Raw genomic sequence first — 20,940 nt, forward strand, 5'->3', positions numbered from 1 at the left:
TATAACTCTTTACCATGCTGTTCAAAAAACACTCACGAAAGATCAACACGCCCTAGTATCAATCTATTATGTAACACCAAAAGTTAAATAGATACTTAGAAAGCAACAGTTAGAAATAGAGAAAGGCGCAAAGTTTTCACTTTGCGCCTTTTTTATTGAGATAAATGGCAACGCGTTTAGGTCTGTTTTGTGTCAAACCGTTTAGTACGTTAAAAGCCACCGTTTACCTCTAGCCAGTCAACGTTGCCATGACTGAGTTATCTAATTGAACTACTAATCCCTAATAGTTCAACTTAAGATTAGTTAAGCTGTTTCTAGTTCAGCTTGAGGAACCACGTTTAGTCGGTCACCGTAGATTGGACGCAGTGCTTGCATCACTTCAATGCGAGTCAACACACCTACCATTACGCCGTTTTCTAACACTGGAAGCATATGTGGTTGGCTTACTTTCATCGCTTTTGCACGCTCTTCTAGAGAAAGAGATGTCAGGCGAGTAGCGAAGCCCATGCTTGTCGTCGGGTACAGTTGCTCTTTGTCGATGCATAGGAACTCAGCAACGTCCACTAGCTTGTCGTTTGCGTCGATTGCCACAACGTCACGGCTCATTAGGTCTACAACTTTTTGGCCTTTAGTTGGGATGTAATCTTGGCACCAAAGGTCAACCATTACGTCATGAATAGAGAAGATACCCACTAGACGACCTTCAACATCGCAAACAGGAGCGCTAACAAGTTGCGCGTCTAAAAGTGTATCAATCGCGACTGATGTTGGCATTTCTACGCTCAGTGTAATTGGTTGAGTGTTCATGATTTGCTTGATAGTAGTTGCTGTGTTCATAGTAATTTCCTTAACTGACGTAATTTCTGTTGTTTGTGTAATAGCGGTAATTTTTGCTGCTTTAAGTTGTGGGCGACGGTAGATGCTCCAGTTCGCTAAGCCGACCAATACTGAACCACCTACGATGTTGCCGATTGTCACTGGTATTAAGTTTGCGGTGACAAATTGCATGACGTTTAGGTCTGCATACTGGGCTGGTGTTGCGCCGATTTGCATCCAGAAGCTTTCTGGTGCGAATGCTTGAATCGTGATGCCTAGCGGAACCATGAACATATTCGCCACACAGTGTTCAAAGCCTGAGCTTACGAACATTGCAACGGGTAACACGGTCATCATTGCTTTGGTCATTGCGTTAGCAGAGCTGAACGTTAACCAAATCGCTAAACACACCAACAAGTTACAAAGCACACCCAAAGCAAACGCTTGAACTGGGGTGTGGTGTAGCTTGTGTTGAGCAATGTTTAAAGCGTTTAAGCCCCATTGCCCGCCATCCAGTTGATACAAGCCTGCTGCGCTTACCAAAGCCAATAGGAACATGGCACCGATAAAGTTGCCGACATACACCTTGCCCCAGATAGACAGCATCTTCGTGAAGGTGATTTGCTTGTTAGCCCATGAGATGCTTGATAACACTGAGCTGGTAAATAGCTCACCACCGCAAATCACAATCAAGATCAAACCCATACTGAAGGCAAGACCGCCGGCTAAGCGACTCAGTCCCCATCCAGCATCAGCGCTGCCCGTGGTTACCGTGATGTAGAATAAAAAAGCAAGCCCGATGAATGCGCCAGCCATGATTGCCAAACTCAATGTCATGCTGCTGGTTTTATTTGCTTTACTTAATGCAAACTTCTCTGCTTCCGCCATCATTTCTGTTGGTGAGAACAGTTGATGATTTTCAGAAGTGCTGGTTGCCATATCCCCCCCTTGAACAATCCGTCATGTGTAATTCCTAGTGTTAATGACCTGGTTAATCCGTAATGGTTAATCAGTAATGTTTTGCAGGGCTCGTTGTGTCCTGCCATTCCAGATTAGGGCGTTGAGGGGTAGAGGTAAAATTGATAATTTTTAGAAACCACATCAAATTTATTGATATAGATTTGGTTACGCGTAGAATAAAATTGATTGCTCATTGGCTTTATAAAAAACGAGCATCAGGACACAAATAATTAAAAGCATTAAGGATGAATTTTGCGTTATTCATTAAAGCAACTCGCGGTATTTGATGCAGTAGCAGACTCCGGGAGCGTTAGTCAGGCAGCAGACAAATTGGCGTTGACTCAGTCAGCAACAAGTATGTCTCTTGCACAGTTGGAAAAAATGCTCGGCAGGCCTTTGTTTGAAAGGCAGGGCAAGCAAATGGCTCTTACTCATTGGGGGATGTGGTTAAGACCAAAAGCGAAGCGTTTACTGCAAGATGCGCAGCAAATTGAGATGGGTTTTTACGAGCAACATTTGTTGAGTGGCGAACTCAAATTAGGTGCTAGCCAAACTCCAGCGGAACACCTCGTTCCGGATCTCATCAGTATTATTGATAACGACTTTCCTGAGATGCGAATCTCGCTCGGCGTACAAAGTACCGATGCGGTTATTGATGGCGTATTAGATTATCAATATGACTTGGGTGTTATCGAAGGTCGTTGTGATGACAACCGAGTTCACCAAGAAGTGTGGTGTACGGACCATTTAACGGTGGTTGCATCGGCTCATCACCCGTTTGCGAAGCGTGAACGAGTAAGCTTGGCGCAATTAGAACAAGCAAAATGGGTATTACGTGAACATGGTTCGGGTACTCGCAAAGTTTTTGATAGCTCTATTCACCATTTAATTGGTGATCTTGATGTTTGGCGAGAGTATGAACACGTTCCTGTTTTAAGAAGTTTGGTTGCAAACGGCCCATATTTAACGTGTTTACCTTATCTCGATGTCGAACAGTTTGTTGAGTCTGGTCAACTGGTCACATTAAATGTCCCTGAGCTTGAAATGGAAAGAACCTTGTCCTTTATTTGGCGTGCAGATATGTCTGAGAACCCACTTGCTGAGTGTATTAAGCGAGAAGGTAAGCGCATGATGAAAGGCAAGCCATCGTTTCTGTAACGATAAATTGATAAAATACTGATAACCAAATATGTTGAATAAGCGATTTCGGTCTCTATCTAGTGATAAATACACATCTGCATACATTATTAACGTGATCGTGATCGGCTAAATAAGGGCTATCTTCCCATAGTATGCTTACTTGATTTTAAGTGAGGCTAAATCCGGTTGCGTTCAATTACGTAATTAGGCTTTAGAAATAGTATGAGTACATTAGTCGCGATTTCATTAACAACAGGTATTTTGTCAGGTCTATGGGGATGGATTGCTATCTCTTTCGGCTTATTGTCATGGGCAGGTTTCTTAGGTTGCACCAGTTACTTTGCTTCGCCAACAGGCGGCGTTAAAGGACTAGCAGGTAGCTTATTGACCAACATGACTGGCGTATTCTGGGCAATGGTGATTATCGAAAGCTCAACCTTCGCAGGGTTAGAGATTTTAGGCTACATGATTACTGCTATTGTGGCATTCTTTATGTGTATTCAAGCGAAACAAGCGTGGCTAGGTTATATCCCAGGCACCTTCATTGGTTGCTGTGCGACGTTTGCTGCAGGTGGTGATTGGCAACTTGTAGTGCCATCTTTACTGCTTGGTGGTGTATTTGGATACTTGATGAAAGCAACGGGGCTATGGCTTCACGAGAAATCGACTCAATCTTCGGAAGTTGTTGAACAACACGCTAAACAGGCAAAGGCTTAATTCGTTAACCTAACCTTAGTTAGTCACTGTGAACTCTTGCAAGATAACCCCCAATTAATTTGTATATCGATTTATACAGGCACACCGTTTGGTGTGCCTTTTTTGGTTGAGGCGACTAGCTAAATATTTCATCAGTAGAGCAACTGATAGCATCTATAAAACAAATTATGTTTAGGTATTTCCATTCGCCATGGTGATCACGCGTTTTAATGTCCACCTTAATAAAAGCGGAATGCATTCTTGTCCTTGATTCTCGCAATGAGAAACAATGGCGAGTGCAAGGTCGGGTTTTGCATGTTTCTTCAATACCTTGGCAACCACTTTCTTTGGAGGGATAGGGTGATCGTATGGAATCTTAACCATGTCACGGAAAAAGCTCTCAAACCCATTCATATATAGGTAATGCTCGATATCTTTATCTGGCAGTTCCGTGAGTCGATGTCTTTCCTGATCATTACCAAGCTTCGATAGCACCGTTGCTGCGTATTTTTTACCCGCCGCATCGCCGTCAGTTACCACATGCCAATCGATGCCAAACTCTTGCGCGACCTTAATCAGTGCCTTAAGTCCTGATTGGGCGAACTCAATAATCTGCACACCTTCTGCTGCTAGGTTATAGCCACATTGGTTGGCAAGTTCATTGAACAACCAAACCTCGGTTTCACCTTCTACTAATAGCCAACAGCGAGCAAATAGTGCCCCAGAGCGGTGGAAACGGATATGAAAACCAATTCGTCGAAGTTCATCCTTACTGAAATGGTTCATGTTGAGTTGATTGGCGATGGTTTTGTCTGACTGACGAACCAAGCGACGAATCGATTGAAGTGGGACCGCCGCAAGTAGGTCGCCACTGTTGGTGGTCAGGATTTTCTGCATGGGCAATTTCTGCATCAAGCTCCAAGCCCTTGCCAAGTGTGTTGGGTGCAATCGACCTTCTGGATCTTCAAGGATCAACAGAGGGCGCGCACATCGCCTTAAGTCGTTTGGCCCTTTAGCTTGTAGATAAGCGTTAAGTAACCCCATGAATAATAAGCGAGTTTGTTTGTTCTTGGTCTCTTCGACGAGTTGATGAATACTCTGATCATTGGTACCCGCAGAATAAAGCAATCCGTCTCGCTGTTTTCTAGGGTTACGACGAGAAGTACTTTTGAAAGAAAAATAGTGCTCAATCAAACTTTGCATCGACTCTAGGCTACTGCGCATTTCACCTTTATTAACATGTCCGGGTATCGCCATAAGACGGCGGCAGGTGTTGTCTATTCGTTTTTCTATTCTTGCTTGTCGACCATTACCGTTATTGGCGCCGTTTCCATTTGTTGTGCCATTGCTCGTGTGATGGTTCCCGTTCCCGTTCCCGTTCCCGTTCCCGTTTGAATTTACATTAGTTGCGTGAACATTAGTCGGCAGGTGAGCATTGTGGTTAAGGGACTTGCCGTTGAAAGGACGATCAAAGTGCCTTGCATCACGCAAACGGATAACGGGATGTAAGGTCATTAATTCTTGAGCAAGCTTTTCTGAATGATGAAGCTTGAGCGGATTACCGTCCAAACCAAGAAATGCATAGTGTGTTGTTGTCTCATACTGTTCTAACGTCGCGCTGATGCGATAGTAGATGCGAAATACGCCAAATTCATCTTGAACCCAAATAGGTTTGAGTTTGCGATAACGACCTGCGTTAAGTTCGCTCTTATCGTTAGCTTTTAAAGCGAGAACAATTTGAAGATGTTGAGACTGCGGGTGTGAAACAGAGTAATCGACATGAAAATCGGTCATTTCAAAGTGATATGGCACACCGTCTGAGGGCAGAATGACGGAAAGGGCATCCAATAATGAAGACTTACCCCAAGTATTTTCACCAATAAGCGTGGTTAGCTCGTCAAACGCGAGTGACATGCGCTTGATACCTCGAAAGCCAGAAATCTCGATTCTTTCTAGTTGCATAGGCTTACTCCTAACGGAAGGCTCTGCTAATTATTTGAAAGCTAACAGATATCTTTAATCATAATCGAAAAATCCAAATCCGGTATGCTCACCTGTCACAAAACCCGTTGTTTATTAATACGGTGCAAAATGAGATTTTTGATCTATCTCGAGTATTTTTTTGCAGTGCAGTTTCATAAAATTCACGATTCTGTCATGATTCTCGACCTAGTATGAAGGGACAAAGAGAGAAGAAAATATGACTAAAAAGAATAAGCCGACAAAAATAGTCTTGGCACACATCAACGACACCCACTCATACTTTGAACCAACCTCGTTACAGCTATCACTTAAAATGAACAACCACATCATTGAACCTTATGTCAGTGCTGGTGGCTTTGCTCGAATTTCAACACGCTTCAAACAAATAGAACAAGATGCCCAGCGTCAGAAGGTTGGAACCTTGTTCTTGCACGCTGGTGACTGCTTCCAAGGCACGTTGTACTTTTCCTTATTCAAGGGAAAAGCCAATGCCGATTTGTTGAATGCCCTTAATATAGATGCCATGACGCTCGGTAATCACGAGTTAGACATGGGTAATGAGCCCGTTGCGATTTTCGCGAAAAGAATCAAATTCCCGCTGTTGGCCGGTAACTGGAATCTATCGAATGAGGATATCAATAAAACTCATACGCTAGCGGACAACGACATTGTTAAGCCTTATCGGCCTGAAACACGAAGTGCTTCTTTTATAACGAAAGAGTTTGATGGCGAGAAGGTCGCAATATTCGGCTTAAGCATCGACAAGATGGCAGGCATCGCTAACCCAGATATCGATACACCGTTTGAAAATGCTTTGGAAACAGCAAAAGCGACCATTGAGCAAATCCATCAAGCAGGTATCAACAAGATTGTGTTACTTAGCCATCTTGGTTACGAAGCTGATTTAGAGTTAGCAGCCAACGTAACAGGTATTGGTGTCATCGTTGGTGGTCATAGTCATCGCTTACAAGGTGATTTCTCTGATATCGGCTTAGTTAAAGATGATGAATACGGTGTGAAAATTGGCGATACCTATGTTGTGCAAGCGGGTTTCCACGCCATGAGCTTAGGACACTGCGAAATCGAGTTCGATTCTCAAGGCAAAGTGACGCACTTCAATGGTAAAAACGAACTGTTATTAGGCCGTCGACTCTTTATAGACGCGAAACTGAGTGAAGTAGGGCAAGACGATGCCCACGATATGGCGTGTGAGTTTTTAAACAATCACCCTAATATTGCAGTGTGTAAGAAAGATCCTGAGCTGCAGAGCATTCTGACGGATAAATACCAGCCGCGAGTTCGAAAGCTTCAGCAACAAGTGATTGCTCATGCAGACACTAAACTTCGCCATGTACGTATTCCAGATGCTAAAGGCCCGAGTCAACTAGCCCCCTTGGTTGCTCAATCATTTCACCATCTAATGAACAAGAAAGGGCATCAGGTTAACTTTGCCATTCACAACGCCGGTGGTGTAAGAAATTCACTGAACAGCGGCGATGTCTCTGTTGCCGATATTGCCGGAAAACTACTACCGTTTGCCGTACCTATTGGTGTGTATGAAGTAAAAGGTGAAACGATCGCTGGCATGCTTGAAGGTGCAATCAATAACGCGATTGATAATGGTGTCGTGGGCACAGGTTCAGGTAGCTTTCCTTATACACATAATTTGAGGTTTTGTTACCACAAAGAAGCGCCTATAGGACACAGGATTCACCATCTAGAAATTCACTCTGATGATTCAGGTTGGCAAGCTGTTTCTCGCAACCGTATTTACCGGGGCGCGTCGTCAGCCTATACAATGAAAGGCAAAGAGGGCTATAACGCTGTGTTGGATATGATCGGTGATGGCACGGTCACCACTGACTCTATGGCAGACTGCTTCATCGAGTTTCTGCAAGACCACCCAGAGTCGCTTCAACTCAATGAACCGTTGAATTGCATGGAGTGTTTTAGATAACTAAAGCTGATACTGATATTTAACACTATTACTTTGGGTTATTTATAAAATTGGCATTGTTTATGCCCTATCTCTGCAGGTCGCCTTCTTGTGGAGATATGCATGGATAAGAAAGATTGGTTAGATGCGGTAGCGGTTGTCGGTTGGGTATCAGTTTGGTCAGCGTTAGTGTATTTAATACCTGCCGCAGGGCTGTAAATTGCTCTTTTTGCAACTTCATTACGCAGTGCAATAGTGTGTTTGACTTGCGAATTTATTCTTAGAATCAATTCGCGTGTCTATTTGACAAAGTGGCATCAATCAGAAAGGAGCGTTTGCTCCTTTTTTGCTTTTTCCGTGCAAATTTATATAGACGAAACACAACCAGAGGATTATTATCCACGCGTTTGGGGAGTAGTTAGCGCAAGTTTACATATCGTCATCTCGTTAGGCCAAGAGTCTATCCGGTATGTAAAAGTGAAATCCCATATTTCACTTCAACGAGACCAACGCAATCACAGTCAAGATCCGTAATGGAGCTTGATATGCTTTGTTTGCGGAAGGTCTTTGTACAGTTCTTCCGCCCGGAGGAATAATGAACTCAACTCAATCTCTATTATCTACAAATAGTGAATCCTTTTTTTCATCGCCAATCATGACGACTTATGCGGGCTTTTTCCTGCTAACGGTTATTCTCGTCTCTATTGATATCTATCAGACTCGTGGCGGTAACGTTACTATCAAGAAAGCGGCAATCTGGAGTGTTTTCTGGTTTGTACTTGCGTTTTTGTTTGCTGGCTCGATTTACCTATTTTGGGACATTTATGCGCCGAACAGTGACTACACAGCGCAAAAAGCAACCGTGTCATTCATTACGGGTTACTTGTTAGAAAAATCCCTTAGCGTAGACAACTTGTTTGTTTTTGCGATGATCTTTGCTCAATACCAAGTTCCTGAGCATCTAAGACCTCGTGCGCTTCTTTGGGGCGTAATTGGTGCATTGGTGCTTCGTGCAATTATGATCGCACTAGGCGCACAGCTATTGGCGGAATATCACTGGGTGCTTTACGTGTTCGCTGCGTTCTTGATTGGTACAGGTATTAAGCTGGCATTAGACAAGGGCGAAGAGGAGAGTGTGAATACTCTGCCTGAAAAGCTACTTCGTAAAGTGATGCCGGTAACAGAGGACTTCCATGGCCCTGCATTAATGGTTAAACAGGGTGCTAAATGGGCATTCACTCCAATGATGTTGGTCATCGGTGCGATCGCAGTCATGGACGTGATGTTTGCATTAGACTCTATCCCTGCGATCTTTGCGGTAACACAAGAACCGTTCTTGGTACTTGCGGCTAACGTGTTTGCGTTACTTGGTCTTCGCTCGTTGTATTTTGTACTGCAAGGTATGATGGACAAGTTCATCTATTTGAAACCCGCGCTTTCATTCATCATGGTGTTCATTGGTGTGAAAATGCTTCTGGTTGATAGCGAGTGGGCTATCCCAACTTACTGGTCATTGGCGGTATTGGTTTCTACGATGACGATTGCGGTTATAGCGTCGGTTTATGCGAAGAAGCCAGGCATTGAACAAGTAAATTAAAAACAAATATAACTTATCGAAAAGTCGATAATGAACACGTGGCTGATGAAGTGGAAAATTTATTTATGTAAATTTTCTGTGACATTGGCCACTGTTGTTTGCGGGGTATTTGTACTAAATGCATGATTTAAACACTATATTGAATTTGTACTCACATAATCTGCATATCTATTTTGTGGCATTGTTAATGGTTTGTTTTATTAGAAAAACTAATCCCAAAATCTAATTTTAGTCATTTTTTAACCTGCAAAAGATCACCTATTATTCTTGTCATCAGAACGAAACACATTAATAAATTTATAGAGAGGCAATCATGGCTCAAGCAGTACAAATGAATACTATCGCTGTTCCTAACTCTATGGATAAGAAAACCTACTCGGTTAACTTCAAAGGATTGATTGCACACATTTTCGATATTCTTTTCGTAGACAACTCTCCACGTAGTTACTACGCAAGCGACCTATCTGGTCACATGCAACGCGATATCGGTATTAACCGTTAATCTCAGCGTTAACATGTAAATATAGAATTTTAAGAAAACGCCAGCTTCTAAAGCTGGCGTTTTTGTATCTGAAATAAACTCAATCTCTTCGTAAACTAAGCACCTGAAAGAAAAACCTAGGCATAACGGTCTGTATTTGAGCGCCATTCAATTCGCTTTGTACAAGGATCTCGGTATGTCAAACGCCAAACGCAATTCATCATTGATTAAACTTTGTTTATTTGCCTTACCGATCGGCTTCTATTCCTCAGTGTCGCTTGAACAAACCTGGAGTAATGAAGGCCAGCCCGCACAGGTTATCGAGCTCTTCACCTCTGAAGGTTGTTCAAGTTGTCCACCTGCTGATCAGTACCTCAGTACTTTTGAAGACCATCCAAAACTTTGGACACAAGTTATTCCGCTTGCCTATCACGTCGATTATTGGGATTACTTAGGTTGGGGCGACAAGTTCGCGAGTAAGGCGTTTAGTCAGAAGCAACGCTTGTACAAAGCTTATGGAGTAACAAGTGGGGTTTACACACCCGGCTTTGTTGTCGATGGAAAAGAGTGGCGCGGTTACTTTAACTGGTTAGACAGAACGTTGCCTTCGCTCAAACAGCAAAATAACCCCAAGCTAACGGTCAACCATAAAGGCGATACGTTCAGCGTAAGTTACGAAGGCAAAGGGGATTATGTTGCTCATATAGCTTTGCTGGCGATGAACGAAGTCACCAGCGTTAAGGCGGGCGAGAACAGGGGTAAGAAACTCGAACATGATTTTGTTGTGGTTTACGATGGTTATCAACGTGGTGAGTCTGAATGGCAATTTAATATCAATTTTGAGCCACTTGTCGCTACACCAGACGCAGTCGCTGTTTGGTTAACCGAGCCGAATTCGTATGCACCGGAACAAACGGTAGCAGGTTGGCTGAACTAACTGCAACCCACGACAATTGTGTAGCTGGAATACTCTTAGACGAAGTTGGTACGGCGAGTATCGAGGTTCTCACATCGAAAACTTCGCTTCTGACGGATATTAATCAGTGAAATAGAAGCGAAAGGGCGATTTAGTTACGTAATACTGCTGAAATACGTTAATATAGCGCGCTATTATTTTAGCTTTGAGTTCCTGCAATTAATGACTAACACCACTACACCAACCAACTTCTCTGATCTTGGCTTAATCTCTCCTTTGATGGCTCGTTTATCTGAGCTTGAATACCAACAGCCAACGCCTATCCAAGCGCAAGTTATTCCAAGTGTGTTAGCAGGACGCGATTTAATTGCAGGCGCAAATACCGGTTCAGGTAAAACCGCAGCATTTGCACTTCCACTGTTACAAAAGATTCATGAAGATGCCCCTCTGGACCGTCGTTCAGGCAAAGGTAACTTTGTTTCTGGCCTTATCTTGGTGCCTACTCGTGAACTTGCTAAGCAAGTGGCTGACAGCGTTAAATCTTACGCTGTGCATTTCAATGGCGCGATTAAAACGGTTTGTGTGTTTGGTGGTGTATCGGTAAACACTCAAATGCAGGCGCTACGTGGCGGCACTGATATATTGGTGGCAACACCGGGTCGTCTGCTTGACCTTATTTCGAGCAACGCTATCAAACTAGATAAAGTGAAAACGTTAGTGCTTGATGAAGCTGACCGAATGCTAAGCCTAGGTTTTACCGAAGAACTTGATGCAATCTTGAAGCTCTTGCCGAGCAAAAAACAAACCTTGTTGTTCTCTGCAACTTTCCCAGAGCAAGTTAAAACGCTGACTCACGAACTTCTAAGCGATCCAATTGAAGTTCAACTTCAAAGTGCCAATGCGAGCACACTGGTTCAACGTGTATTCGAAGTAGAAAAAGGTCGCAAGACAGCGTTACTCGCACACCTAATTCAACAACATGAATGGCGCCAAGCTCTGATCTTCGTTAATGCGAAGAACAGCTGTGAGCACCTAGCAGACAAGCTTTACAAGCGCGGTATCATCGCAGAAGTATTCCACGGCGATAAAGGGCAAGGTTCACGTACTCGTATCCTAGAAGATTTCAAATCTGGCGAGATTGACGTTCTGATCGCGACAGACATCGCGGCACGTGGTCTGGATATTGAGAAGCTTCCAGTGGTAATCAACTTTGACTTACCGCGTAGCCCGTCAGACTACATGCACCGTATCGGCCGAAGTGGTCGTGCAGGTGAAGTTGGTCTTGCGTTATCTCTGATCGATCACGAAGATTACCACCACTTCAAAATCATCGAGAAGAAGAACAAGATTCGTCTTGAGCGTGAGCAAATTGAAGGCTTTGAAGTGGATGAAGAAGCGACAGCTGAACTGATCGCAGCACTAAAACCTGTTGCGCCACCGGCCGGTACTGGCAAGAAGAAAAAGAAGAAGAAAGCTCCAAAAAACCAAGATGTGTGGCTGAACAACAACTGATCTTGAGTCAGCAAGCCATATAAATCAGCAAGCCATATAAATCAATAAGTAATAGACATTCAAAAGGTGCTTAATTGCGCCTTTTTTGTGTCTGTAGGGCTGGGATTTGAGTCGTTAATAAACGACTGTTGCGGTGTTAAACAACCCGATAATCCGTTCGAAGGATAGCGTCCTCCATAAGAGATTCAGCGATTTAACGCTTTGCTTATAACCTGTTCGGGTTTTGAGCAATTGGGTAACCGCGTGAAGACCTCGATTAAACAATTAGTGCTGGCCACTTCATTTTTCCTGTTTACCCAACACTCTTCTAGTGCTGCTGAATTTGAGGTTAAAGGGGTTAATAAAACTCTCACCGAAAATGTAGAATTATATTTAGAACCTTTAGCCGATGTTCCTGCATCACAGCTATCGAAAACGAAGCTATCTAAACGTATTCAAGATGCACTCAACCCTTATGGTTATTATCACCCGCAGCTCGATATCGACCTCAATGATTCTGATAACGTGATCATTAACATCGATTCTGGTCCTGTCATGCGCATCGCAGAATCGATAGTAAAAATAACAGGTGAAGCTAGCCTAGATGCGGAGTTCATCAATATACTCAATCAAAGCAAGTTAGGCTCAGGTTTAACTTTGTCTCACCAAGAATACGACCAAACTAAGCGTGCGATTTTCTCTTTAGCAAAGCGGAAAGGTTATTTTGACGGCAGGTTTATCGAGTCAAAGATTGAAGTTATTCCTAGCGAGAACATCGCGAATATACACTTGTATTTTGCAAGTGGTCCACGCTACAAGTTCGGTTCTATAAGTATTCCTGATGATGGGGTTGACCCTACTCGTATCGAGAAAATACCCACCTTTAAAAAAGGTGATGACTTTGACACCATCAAGTTAGGTGAACTGCAATCTGATTTGTCAGACACTCAATGGTTTCGAAGTGTCATCGTACATGGTGACTTTGACAAACTTGATGACAACCTAGAAGTTCCAATTGAAATCATTGCCGAGCCAAGTTCTCGAAATATCGTGCAGGTCGGTGGCGGCTATTCTACAGATCTCGGTTTACGCGCCTCTCTCAGTTGGTCAAAGCCTTGGTATAACCGGAGAGGCCACAGCTTTGAAACACAGACATATTTGTCTGAACAGGAGCAATCACTTCAGTTGGGGTACAAAATCCCCACAGAGAAAGTCACAACGGATTACTTTGGTATTCAGTTTGAATCGAAACGAATTGATCATCGAGACACAAATAGCTTTACAAACGATCTTAAGTTCGAACGTTACTGGCAATTAGACAGTGATTGGCAAAGCACCATTTATGTCAAATACTTGCACGAACAGTACCGTCAGGCGTCTGAGGAAGAGCAATCGCAATTGCTGTTACCTGGCATCAGTTTTTCTCAGGTTGATCGTAAAAATGATCAGTTGGAGCTCAATCATCGACACATCTATTCTGTCGAGTATTCTGACCCTAGTCTGTTCTCTGACTCAAGGCTGTTGCGGTTGGAAGGAAACAGTGTCCTTTCATGGGATATTAGTGACAGGCAGAAGCTCCATTTCCGCTCCAACGTAGGCATCAACATTGCCAAATCATTATCTGATGTGCCGTCGTCACTGCGGTATTTTGCTGGTGGCGATGGAAACCTGCGAGGTTATGGTTACGAATCTATCTCCCCTAGAGACGAGAATGGTGAACTAACGGGGGCACGTTATATGTTAACTGCTGGGCTCGAATATCAGCATCAAGTCTATCGTTCAATTTGGTTGGGCGCATTTCTTGATGTGGGTGATGCATTTGATCAACAAGCGGATTGGAAGCGTGGGACGGGCGTGAGTTTGATTTGGAACTCACAGTTAATGCCAGTTAAGCTCGATTTTGCTTACGGCTTAGATGCGCCTGAAGGCGACGAATTTCGTATTCATTTTTCCTTTGGTACTCAATTCTGATTTTTGTACGCTGTTTATGCACTCGCGAGGATGCGAACCATCTAATAGGATTCAAGTAAATCGAAAGAGCGTAATAACCTTTGTGCTTTAGCAAACACAAAGGTAAAAACAATGAAAAAGCTACGATTCGGTGTATTTGGTAATATGGGCCCTGAAGCAGATGCTCTGTTCCAAGATATCGTCGCCAAGAAAGAAATTGAACACGGCGCACTTAAAGACTAAGACCACATGGCCATGATAGTGGTGAAAAACTCAGATATCCCCGATCGATCTGAAGTGATTAACGAAGGCGGTACCGATCCTGTGCCTGAACTGATTGAGTCAGCATGCATTTTAGAACATGCCAATGTTCAGTTTGGCGTAATGACCTGTAACACCGCTCATTACTTTAGACCTGAGGTTCAAAAGCACACCAACGTTTATATCGTCGACATGCTCAAACCACCGTTGATCAAATCAAAGAGCAGAACTCTGAATCTGTTGTTGGTATTTTATGTACCAACGGCACATACAATTCGGGAATCTATGATCGTTACCTAACGGACGCGAATCTGGTGTTCGTTAAGCCAGATTCCTTTGAGCAAGAGCATAACGTGCATAGTGCTATCTATGGTGAAGTAACCGGTGAGATGACAGAGTGTGGACAAGCAATCCGAGAAACCAACGGGATCAAAGCGGGCGAGTTTGAGCGTAATGCCGCACTGCTTGCTGTAGCGATTCAATCCATCGTAGAGAAGGGCGTTGATACGGTTATTTGGGGATGCACGGAACTTCCTTTGGTTAGAAAGCAACTTGAAACGGCATTTCCAACAGTCACTTTTATTGATCCTATGGAAGCGGTAGCTGAGCGTGTCGTTGATATTTACCGTCTCGCTGAGCAATATGTGGAGCGTGGACATGTGGATTACAACATTAATGATGTTAATTCGATCTTCACAACGCTTGATATGGTGAACTACGTAGCCCAAAGAGCGATGACCTACCGTCTATAAGCTCAGATACGTGTATTTGAAACATGAGAAAGCCGCGAATTACGCGGCTTTTTTACATTTGGACTGGAGAAAATTAAAAATTAAGATTCGAAGCTGAACACTTAAAGCTCGAACTCGCCATTCATTTTTCGAAATAACCAATCAGGTACCTTGTTCCATGAACTGTAGTTCGGGTTCTTAGTATGGATTTGTTCCTCTGAAGCCCAGATGGTGTCACCTGATTGTTCTCGCGACACAGCCCAGAACAACTCCTCTTTCTGACGTGTTAAGTAGTGTGTCACTTGCTTCGCAAACTCTTCACTGTCAACCAACACCCCAAACTCAACGTTGAGAAAGTCTGATCTTGGATCGAAGTTAGAAGAGCCAATATAGGTGACACGCTCATCTAAAATTACTGTCTTGTTGTGGTAGTAGGTATCAACATGAAAGTAGTGATCATCATTGATCGCTTGGCTTTTGTACTCATATATACTTACGCCCTTGTCGAGTAGAGTCTCACGGTGTTTTTCGTAATACGCAGGCACAAAGCCCGAATCATTAGAAGCCGATGAATTCGTCAGTAAGGTGACTTCGGCTTCGCTCTCTCTAAGTGCATCGACGAATACAAACTTGTTATCGCTTGGCACCATATAAGGCGTAGAAATAATAACCTTAGAAGGTGTCGGTACTTTTTGCTTCATCAAGTGTTCAATACGTTGGCGAAAGTAGGGCTTGTTGTCATTGAGTTTCTCCAGTGAGTCAAATACCGGCGTGACAGAGGCTGAAATGAACTTCGGTTGGTTTAAGCTCTTTATCTGCCTTTCGACTTCAGACGTGATCAATGCTTGATTCTTTTCACCTTTGTTCAACGCTTTGGTGAACGCTTGGTATTGCTCTTTCTCTTTGATTTTAATGCGTTCTTGAATTGGCACTACATGCTCACTGTTCCACAACGCTTGGTAGTTTCGGTCGAAAGCAGCAATCACGTCGCCTTTAAACAGCACATCCATATCAAAGAAGTTGGCACTTTCGCTGTAGCCAAAGTAGTCATCACCGATGTTGCGCCCACCGAGGATCATCGATTGGTGATCAACGTTAAAGTATTTCTCATGCAGTCGATTATCTAACTGTTTTTGATGAGTAGAGAAGTTGAGCGCACGACCAATCCAGCCAGCTTTACGTGACTCAAAAGGGTTGAACAGTCGAATCTCAATATTGGCGTGTGAGTCCAACTCCGCAAGCCATTTGTCATTGAATACCAACAAGTCATCCAGTGTGAGGCGCACGGCCACATCGCGGTCAGCGGCGTGTTTCAGCTCGTTTAACAGCATCAGACCCAGAGTGTCGTTTTCCCAAGAGAAGTAAGTCATATCAATCGAGTGTTTTGCTTGGCGAACCAGATCAATGCGGCGCGCAAAGGCTTCAGGCGCACTCGGGATCAAATAGACTTCGGCTTGATGTTCTGTGCTTTGCCAGTTAGCTTCGAAATCGGGGTCAACATCAGGGTAAGGTTGGGCGCAGCCAGTAACTAAGATCGACAAAAATAGCACTATCAGCGCGTGAATACGTGTGAAGTACATTGTGATGTTCCGTAAAAATAGGGTATAGGTGACAATGGCCAGACAACTGGCCATTGTGGGAGTGATTGGTGACTAAGCGTTAGTTCTGGTTAGGAACTTCGTAATCAGGCATGTATTTTAAGGTTAGCCCAAGATCATTTAAGCCTTGAAGTCTACCGTTAGGCATACTGCCATCTTCAGATTCGTTGAATAGAGCATCCCAATCGTCTTCAATGGTTATTTGACCATCACCATCGACGAACAGTACGTTATCTTGTTGCTGGCTGTACTCATAGTCTGTAAACAGATTGTCGCTGAACCATAGGCGAGACATGTCGTTCATCAGAGCTTGGTCTTTTGAACTTAGGCTCACTTCTGAACCGTCTAGTTTATAAGGTTTGTTGAAAATAAACGGCAGTTCTGAACCACCACAAGCACCGGAGATACAAGCAAGCGTTTTTATCACATCACCAATATCTAAATCGGCTTTTTCACCTTGAGTGTTGTATGTCCAAACGTTGAAGCTAGGCTTGAACGCAAAATGGTACATTGAAACTGGCGCGTATACATCTGCATTTTCAGTCGAACGAATCGCTTGGTTACGTGCTGGCGCTTGGAATAGCATGTCATTCATCAGCATTTTGAACTTAGACATGTTCTGCGTTGCACCACCCAACTGATTTTCCGACACAGGTTTGTAGTCTGCCAGTTCCAGTAATTCGTTGTTCATTTCAGAGTTAACTAGGCCAAAAAACAGCTTGGTCACGGCTCCATAAGCGGTTGCATCATCGAGGTTGATTTGTGCTTGAACCTCTTCAGCAGACATTGCTGACACCATATCGATAACACGTTGCTTATTGCCATCAAGTTGCAGCCATACCGCGAGCTCTAAACCTTGATTCTTTTCGCTTAGCGATTCAAAAGTACCGTTGTCTACATCTTCCTTTAATAGCTCCAAAATGGTTGGAATTAGGAATGTCAGACTAGGCAGCATAGCCATCGTATCCGCGTCTTTTTCATTGTTACCAATGACTGTCGGTACAGAAAAATCTTCTGATATCGGTTGGCTGGTCAGGTGTAAACCTTGATTTGTACCATTGCTGTCAATATATGGTGCAAATGGCAATAAATTCGACATTGGAGTATTGTTATCATCATTTATGACCCCTAACACACTGCCTTCAACCCAATTTAGTACCTTGTTTACAGGTGAAAGTAAGGTGTTACGTTGCGCATCGAGAATCTTGTCTAGTGTTAAATTTTGTTGCTGCTCGATAGAGTCATCTGCACATACAGTTACAGGTGCTAATAATGGCTGATCATCAGCGATAGATTCTAAAGTATCTTGAATATCCTCTGGCAATATGTTTAAAGCCAGTATAGCTTTTAAAGCGACTTTCAAGCCATTCAGCTCAGTCTTCGTATCGGTTGTCTCTAATGCCTCGCATACAGCAACACTACTATTTTGTGCTGTTGCATTGCTTTTATATTCAAAACCGTATGGGTTACTCTGCATAATAGCGCGTTCAAAGTACTTTACGTCACCATCAGCATTAACTATCGAATCGACTACGTTATCTTGTTGAAGTATGCCAACCGACATCGCTCCTGAACCTTGGCCCATCAAAGTGACGTTTCCAGCATTACCACCAAACTTATCAATATTCTGGTTAACCCACTCCATAGCACGCTTTTGGTCACCAATACCAAAGTTACCACCAGTTTCGTCTTCAACCCACATTGAACCCAGTAAGCCTAAACGATAGTTAAATGTCACGTAAATAAACGGGTTACCTTCGTCGGCACCTTGCGCTACAACCGTATCACCTTGGATGAGCGGCTCTGCACCAGAACCGTATTCGAAATCACCACCGTGGATGAATACATAAACCGGTAGATCTGCATCAGCATCTACGCCTGCTGGGCGCCAGATATTGAGGTTAAGGCAGTTCTCATCTTGTGTTTGTGTTGTCGTTTTTAGTTGAGGACAAGCATAACCGAACTGAGTCGCATCCAAAGTACCTTCAACAAGGTTTACAACTTCACTGTGTTCAAAGCGCTGAGCCTCTGCATATTGAATCCCTTTGAAAGATTCAACGGAAGCCAGTTTGTCGTCTTCGGTATTCGAAGTTATAACCAGTTCTTCTATCGTCGCTTTAATCGTTACGTTACCGATTTGAGCATCAAACGGTTTAGCCGGTGCCGGAACTAACGGTTCGGGCTTGTCTGGGAATGGAACAGTAGGGGCACTATCAGTATCGCAACCTGCTAAGGCAGTAGTAATAGTAAGAGCGATCATTGAACGGTATGCAATAGTCATAAAATGAGTTTCCACAATAGTATTCGGCGTAGTCTGTTTCATCGCTATCTGCGTAGATAACAGAACTACAAAATTTCTTATTAAGAACAACCTGGTTTAAGGGCTAGGCTGGTAATCAAAGTTCGGTGACTAGAATCGATAGCCAAGGTTCAATGTCACAGCCGAACGAGTTTCACCTTTGTTGTACAACAGGGTCATGTTGTAGTGCTTGCCAATCTGTTTGTTGACTCCGGTTAAAAATGCCCACTGGTTAATGTCGACACCAACGTCGTAATCAAACTCAATATCGTCTGTCTTTACAGTACCTTGCATACGTGAATCTAAACCTTGGTATTCAGCACCAACGAAGAATTGAGCGCGATAATCAACTAATTGGTAGCCCAACATTGGCTGAATCGTGACAATGCCGTCGCCCCAATCATCCAACCCTTTCAGGCGTGTTTGGGAGTAAGTACCCGTCACTGAGGCAAAGAATTCTTTGTAACCAACAGATAATGTGGTACCCGCACCGCGTAAGTCATATTCGAGATGGAGTGGTACATTTAAACGCCCACTGTTACACAGTGCTGATACGCCCTCGCACAGTTTGTCGCCTAGACCAGGTAATTTGTTATTGAGTTTATCTTGTAGATATTCTCCCGCAGCGCCGGTATAAGAGGCGTCAATATTCGCATCAACGTTTACCTTTCCTACGTACCCGAATACATTCCAGAATGGCAAGATATTTACGTCGCCGCGTATCGAAACACTTTCCGCTTTGACCGTCGCAACACTGTCTTCCGGGTCAAATAAATCATTCAAGCGCACTCCACCAATCACGTAATCTGTCATGGGTATATCCATATCTTGATTGCGATAAGCCACTGATACGCCGAATGGAAGGGGTAAATCGATACCTTGACGACGCACCATGTCACCCATTAAAGGGAATACTCGATCTAACTTAACACTCGCTTCTTGCATACGAGGATCTGAAACTTCTTTTAGACGCTCTTCATGCAGGACATTAACGCCGTTGTCGTCTTCATAAATTGCGACGGGTTCAGTTACAGCGCTCATGGTCATCGGTTTCGTTTTAGACGTACCCTCGATGTTAGTTGTCTTACGTTCAATAACGACTTTACCAGAGTCTAACGTTTGGAAATCAATCACTTGGTAATAGGTATCGACTTTTGACTTACCAAGATTAAATGGCTTGTCGTTGGTGATTACCATGCGTTTTGGTGTGCCGCCTACAAGTTCAATATCAACATTCAAGAAACGGAAATAGGCGATGTCTTGTGGTAAGCCGTATTTCGAATAGTTGAAGCTAATGGTCACGTCGCCGTTGTCTTTTTCATTGACTTTCACTGACGATGGATCGAAGCTTTCTGCATAATTTCTTAGTCGATACTCAGTGCGCGTAAACTCTTCAATTTCATCGATCAGTTTTTCGTTTTCATCCAGCTCTTGCGGGTTGTATTTGATGCGCAGGTCGATGTTGCCTTTGCTGTCTGTGTTTTTTATCAGATAGACGCTTGAGTCACGAACCTCATCGCCAATTTGTATGGTTCGATGTGCGTGTTCAACTAGGTGTTCGCCCTGTACGAGCGAACTGATTGCTAGCTTTGGTAAATCATGACTGATGCCATATTTGTCAAATAGTGCTCGACCTTTTTCCATAACTTCGCTGTAAGTCTTGGTTTCTGCCGCAGACGCAAAATTGGGGGTGGTAAGTAATAGGGCGCTCGCTAACACAGAAAGAGTATGGGTCTTACAGGCGCTGGTGCGTATTTCAAAAAAACTCATGACGGTTTCCACGCTGAGTGGCCTCAAACCTTCGAGACTCAAACAGTCGATGTAATACTGAACGTCGTGTTCAGTTGTTATGTATTTATCCGTTAGGATTGCTAGTGTGAATGTCGCGACTAAAAATGCATTGCGTCAATCAATGAGAGGATTTTAAGAGGAGGTGGCAGATCGCGTTAATCGCTTTTGATGGACGCTATCCTCACTTAGTAATAATTAGCGTTAATCAATTGATTTATAATGATTTTCAATAGATAAAAAAACGGCCTGTGAAGTAAAAATACTTGGCAGACCGTTTTGTTGTGAGTTGTTAAG

Annotated in this window: 13 protein-coding genes and 1 pseudogene; 9 read left to right on the forward strand and 5 right to left on the reverse strand. The window is 43.4% G+C overall.

The window, feature by feature from the left end; genetic code table 11:
- Positions 1-303: 303 nt before the first annotated feature.
- A complete protein-coding gene (focA, locus tag AB6D06_RS11375; protein WP_372110230.1) occupies positions 304-1,755 on the reverse strand; it encodes a formate transporter FocA in 1,452 nt (483 codons plus the stop codon).
- Positions 1,756-2,028: 273 nt separating this feature from the next.
- Here focA and AB6D06_RS11380 point away from each other — a divergent pair, with 273 nt between their 5' ends.
- Both AB6D06_RS11380 and AB6D06_RS11385 read left to right on the forward strand, forming a co-directional pair.
- Positions 2,029-2,934 (forward strand): LysR substrate-binding domain-containing protein, encoded by a 906-nt coding sequence (locus tag AB6D06_RS11380; RefSeq protein WP_136978571.1) that lies wholly within the window; start codon positions 2,029-2,031, stop codon positions 2,932-2,934.
- A 204-nt stretch (positions 2,935-3,138) separates the two neighbouring features.
- Positions 3,139-3,633 carry a DUF1097 domain-containing protein gene (locus AB6D06_RS11385; protein WP_017059817.1) on the forward strand — a complete coding sequence of 165 codons (495 nt, stop codon included), beginning with the start codon at positions 3,139-3,141 and terminating at the stop codon, positions 3,631-3,633.
- A 171-nt stretch (positions 3,634-3,804) separates the two neighbouring features.
- On the opposite strand, the gene AB6D06_RS11390 is transcribed toward AB6D06_RS11385, so the two are convergent.
- Positions 3,805-5,574: an ATP-dependent endonuclease gene (locus AB6D06_RS11390; protein ID WP_372110232.1), complete on the reverse strand. Its 1,770-nt coding sequence runs from the start codon at positions 5,572-5,574 to the stop codon at positions 3,805-3,807.
- Between the two features lie 238 nt (positions 5,575-5,812).
- Here AB6D06_RS11390 and AB6D06_RS11395 point away from each other — a divergent pair, with 238 nt between their 5' ends.
- The 7 genes and pseudogenes from AB6D06_RS11395 (at position 5,813) to AB6D06_RS11425 (ending at position 14,979) form a co-directional block, all read left to right on the forward strand.
- Complete coding sequence (locus tag AB6D06_RS11395) at positions 5,813-7,552, forward strand: bifunctional UDP-sugar hydrolase/5'-nucleotidase (protein ID WP_372110234.1); 1,740 nt, start codon at positions 5,813-5,815, stop codon at positions 7,550-7,552.
- A 574-nt stretch (positions 7,553-8,126) separates the two neighbouring features.
- Positions 8,127-9,128, forward strand: a complete 1,002-nt coding sequence (locus AB6D06_RS11400) for a TerC/Alx family metal homeostasis membrane protein (protein WP_017059813.1) — start codon at positions 8,127-8,129, stop codon at positions 9,126-9,128.
- 313 nt (positions 9,129-9,441) lie between these two features.
- Entirely contained in the window at positions 9,442-9,630 is a 189-nt protein-coding gene (locus AB6D06_RS11405) for a hypothetical protein (RefSeq protein WP_017059812.1), read from the forward strand.
- Between the two features lie 175 nt (positions 9,631-9,805).
- A complete protein-coding gene (locus AB6D06_RS11410; RefSeq protein ID WP_372110236.1) occupies positions 9,806-10,546 on the forward strand; it encodes a DUF1223 domain-containing protein in 741 nt (246 codons plus the stop codon).
- A 201-nt stretch (positions 10,547-10,747) separates the two neighbouring features.
- Complete coding sequence (locus AB6D06_RS11415) at positions 10,748-12,037, forward strand: DEAD/DEAH box helicase (protein WP_017059810.1); 1,290 nt, start codon at positions 10,748-10,750, stop codon at positions 12,035-12,037.
- A gap of 231 nt (positions 12,038-12,268) precedes the next feature.
- On the forward strand, positions 12,269-13,987 hold the full coding sequence (locus tag AB6D06_RS11420; protein ID WP_029235239.1) for an autotransporter assembly complex family protein: 1,719 nt from the start codon (positions 12,269-12,271) through the stop codon (positions 13,985-13,987).
- Between the two features lie 111 nt (positions 13,988-14,098).
- A pseudogene (locus tag AB6D06_RS11425) lies at positions 14,099-14,979 on the forward strand (aspartate/glutamate racemase family protein).
- 101 nt (positions 14,980-15,080) lie between these two features.
- On the opposite strand, the gene AB6D06_RS11430 reads toward AB6D06_RS11425, so the two are convergent.
- The 3 genes from AB6D06_RS11430 to AB6D06_RS11440 form a co-directional block, all read right to left on the reverse strand.
- Positions 15,081-16,538 carry a phospholipase D family protein gene (locus tag AB6D06_RS11430; protein WP_372110237.1) on the reverse strand — a complete coding sequence of 486 codons (1,458 nt, stop codon included), beginning with the start codon at positions 16,536-16,538 and terminating at the stop codon, positions 15,081-15,083.
- A gap of 79 nt (positions 16,539-16,617) precedes the next feature.
- Positions 16,618-18,837 (reverse strand): carboxylesterase family protein, encoded by a 2,220-nt coding sequence (locus AB6D06_RS11435; protein ID WP_372110239.1) that lies wholly within the window; start codon positions 18,835-18,837, stop codon positions 16,618-16,620.
- 129 nt (positions 18,838-18,966) lie between these two features.
- Positions 18,967-20,625 (reverse strand): hypothetical protein, encoded by a 1,659-nt coding sequence (locus AB6D06_RS11440; protein WP_372110241.1) that lies wholly within the window; start codon positions 20,623-20,625, stop codon positions 18,967-18,969.
- Positions 20,626-20,940 lie beyond the last annotated feature (315 nt).

It is taken from the genome of Vibrio sp. 10N.239.311.G01, from assembly GCF_041465805.1.
In the GTDB taxonomy this organism is placed as follows: domain Bacteria; phylum Pseudomonadota; class Gammaproteobacteria; order Enterobacterales; family Vibrionaceae; genus Vibrio; species Vibrio crassostreae_C.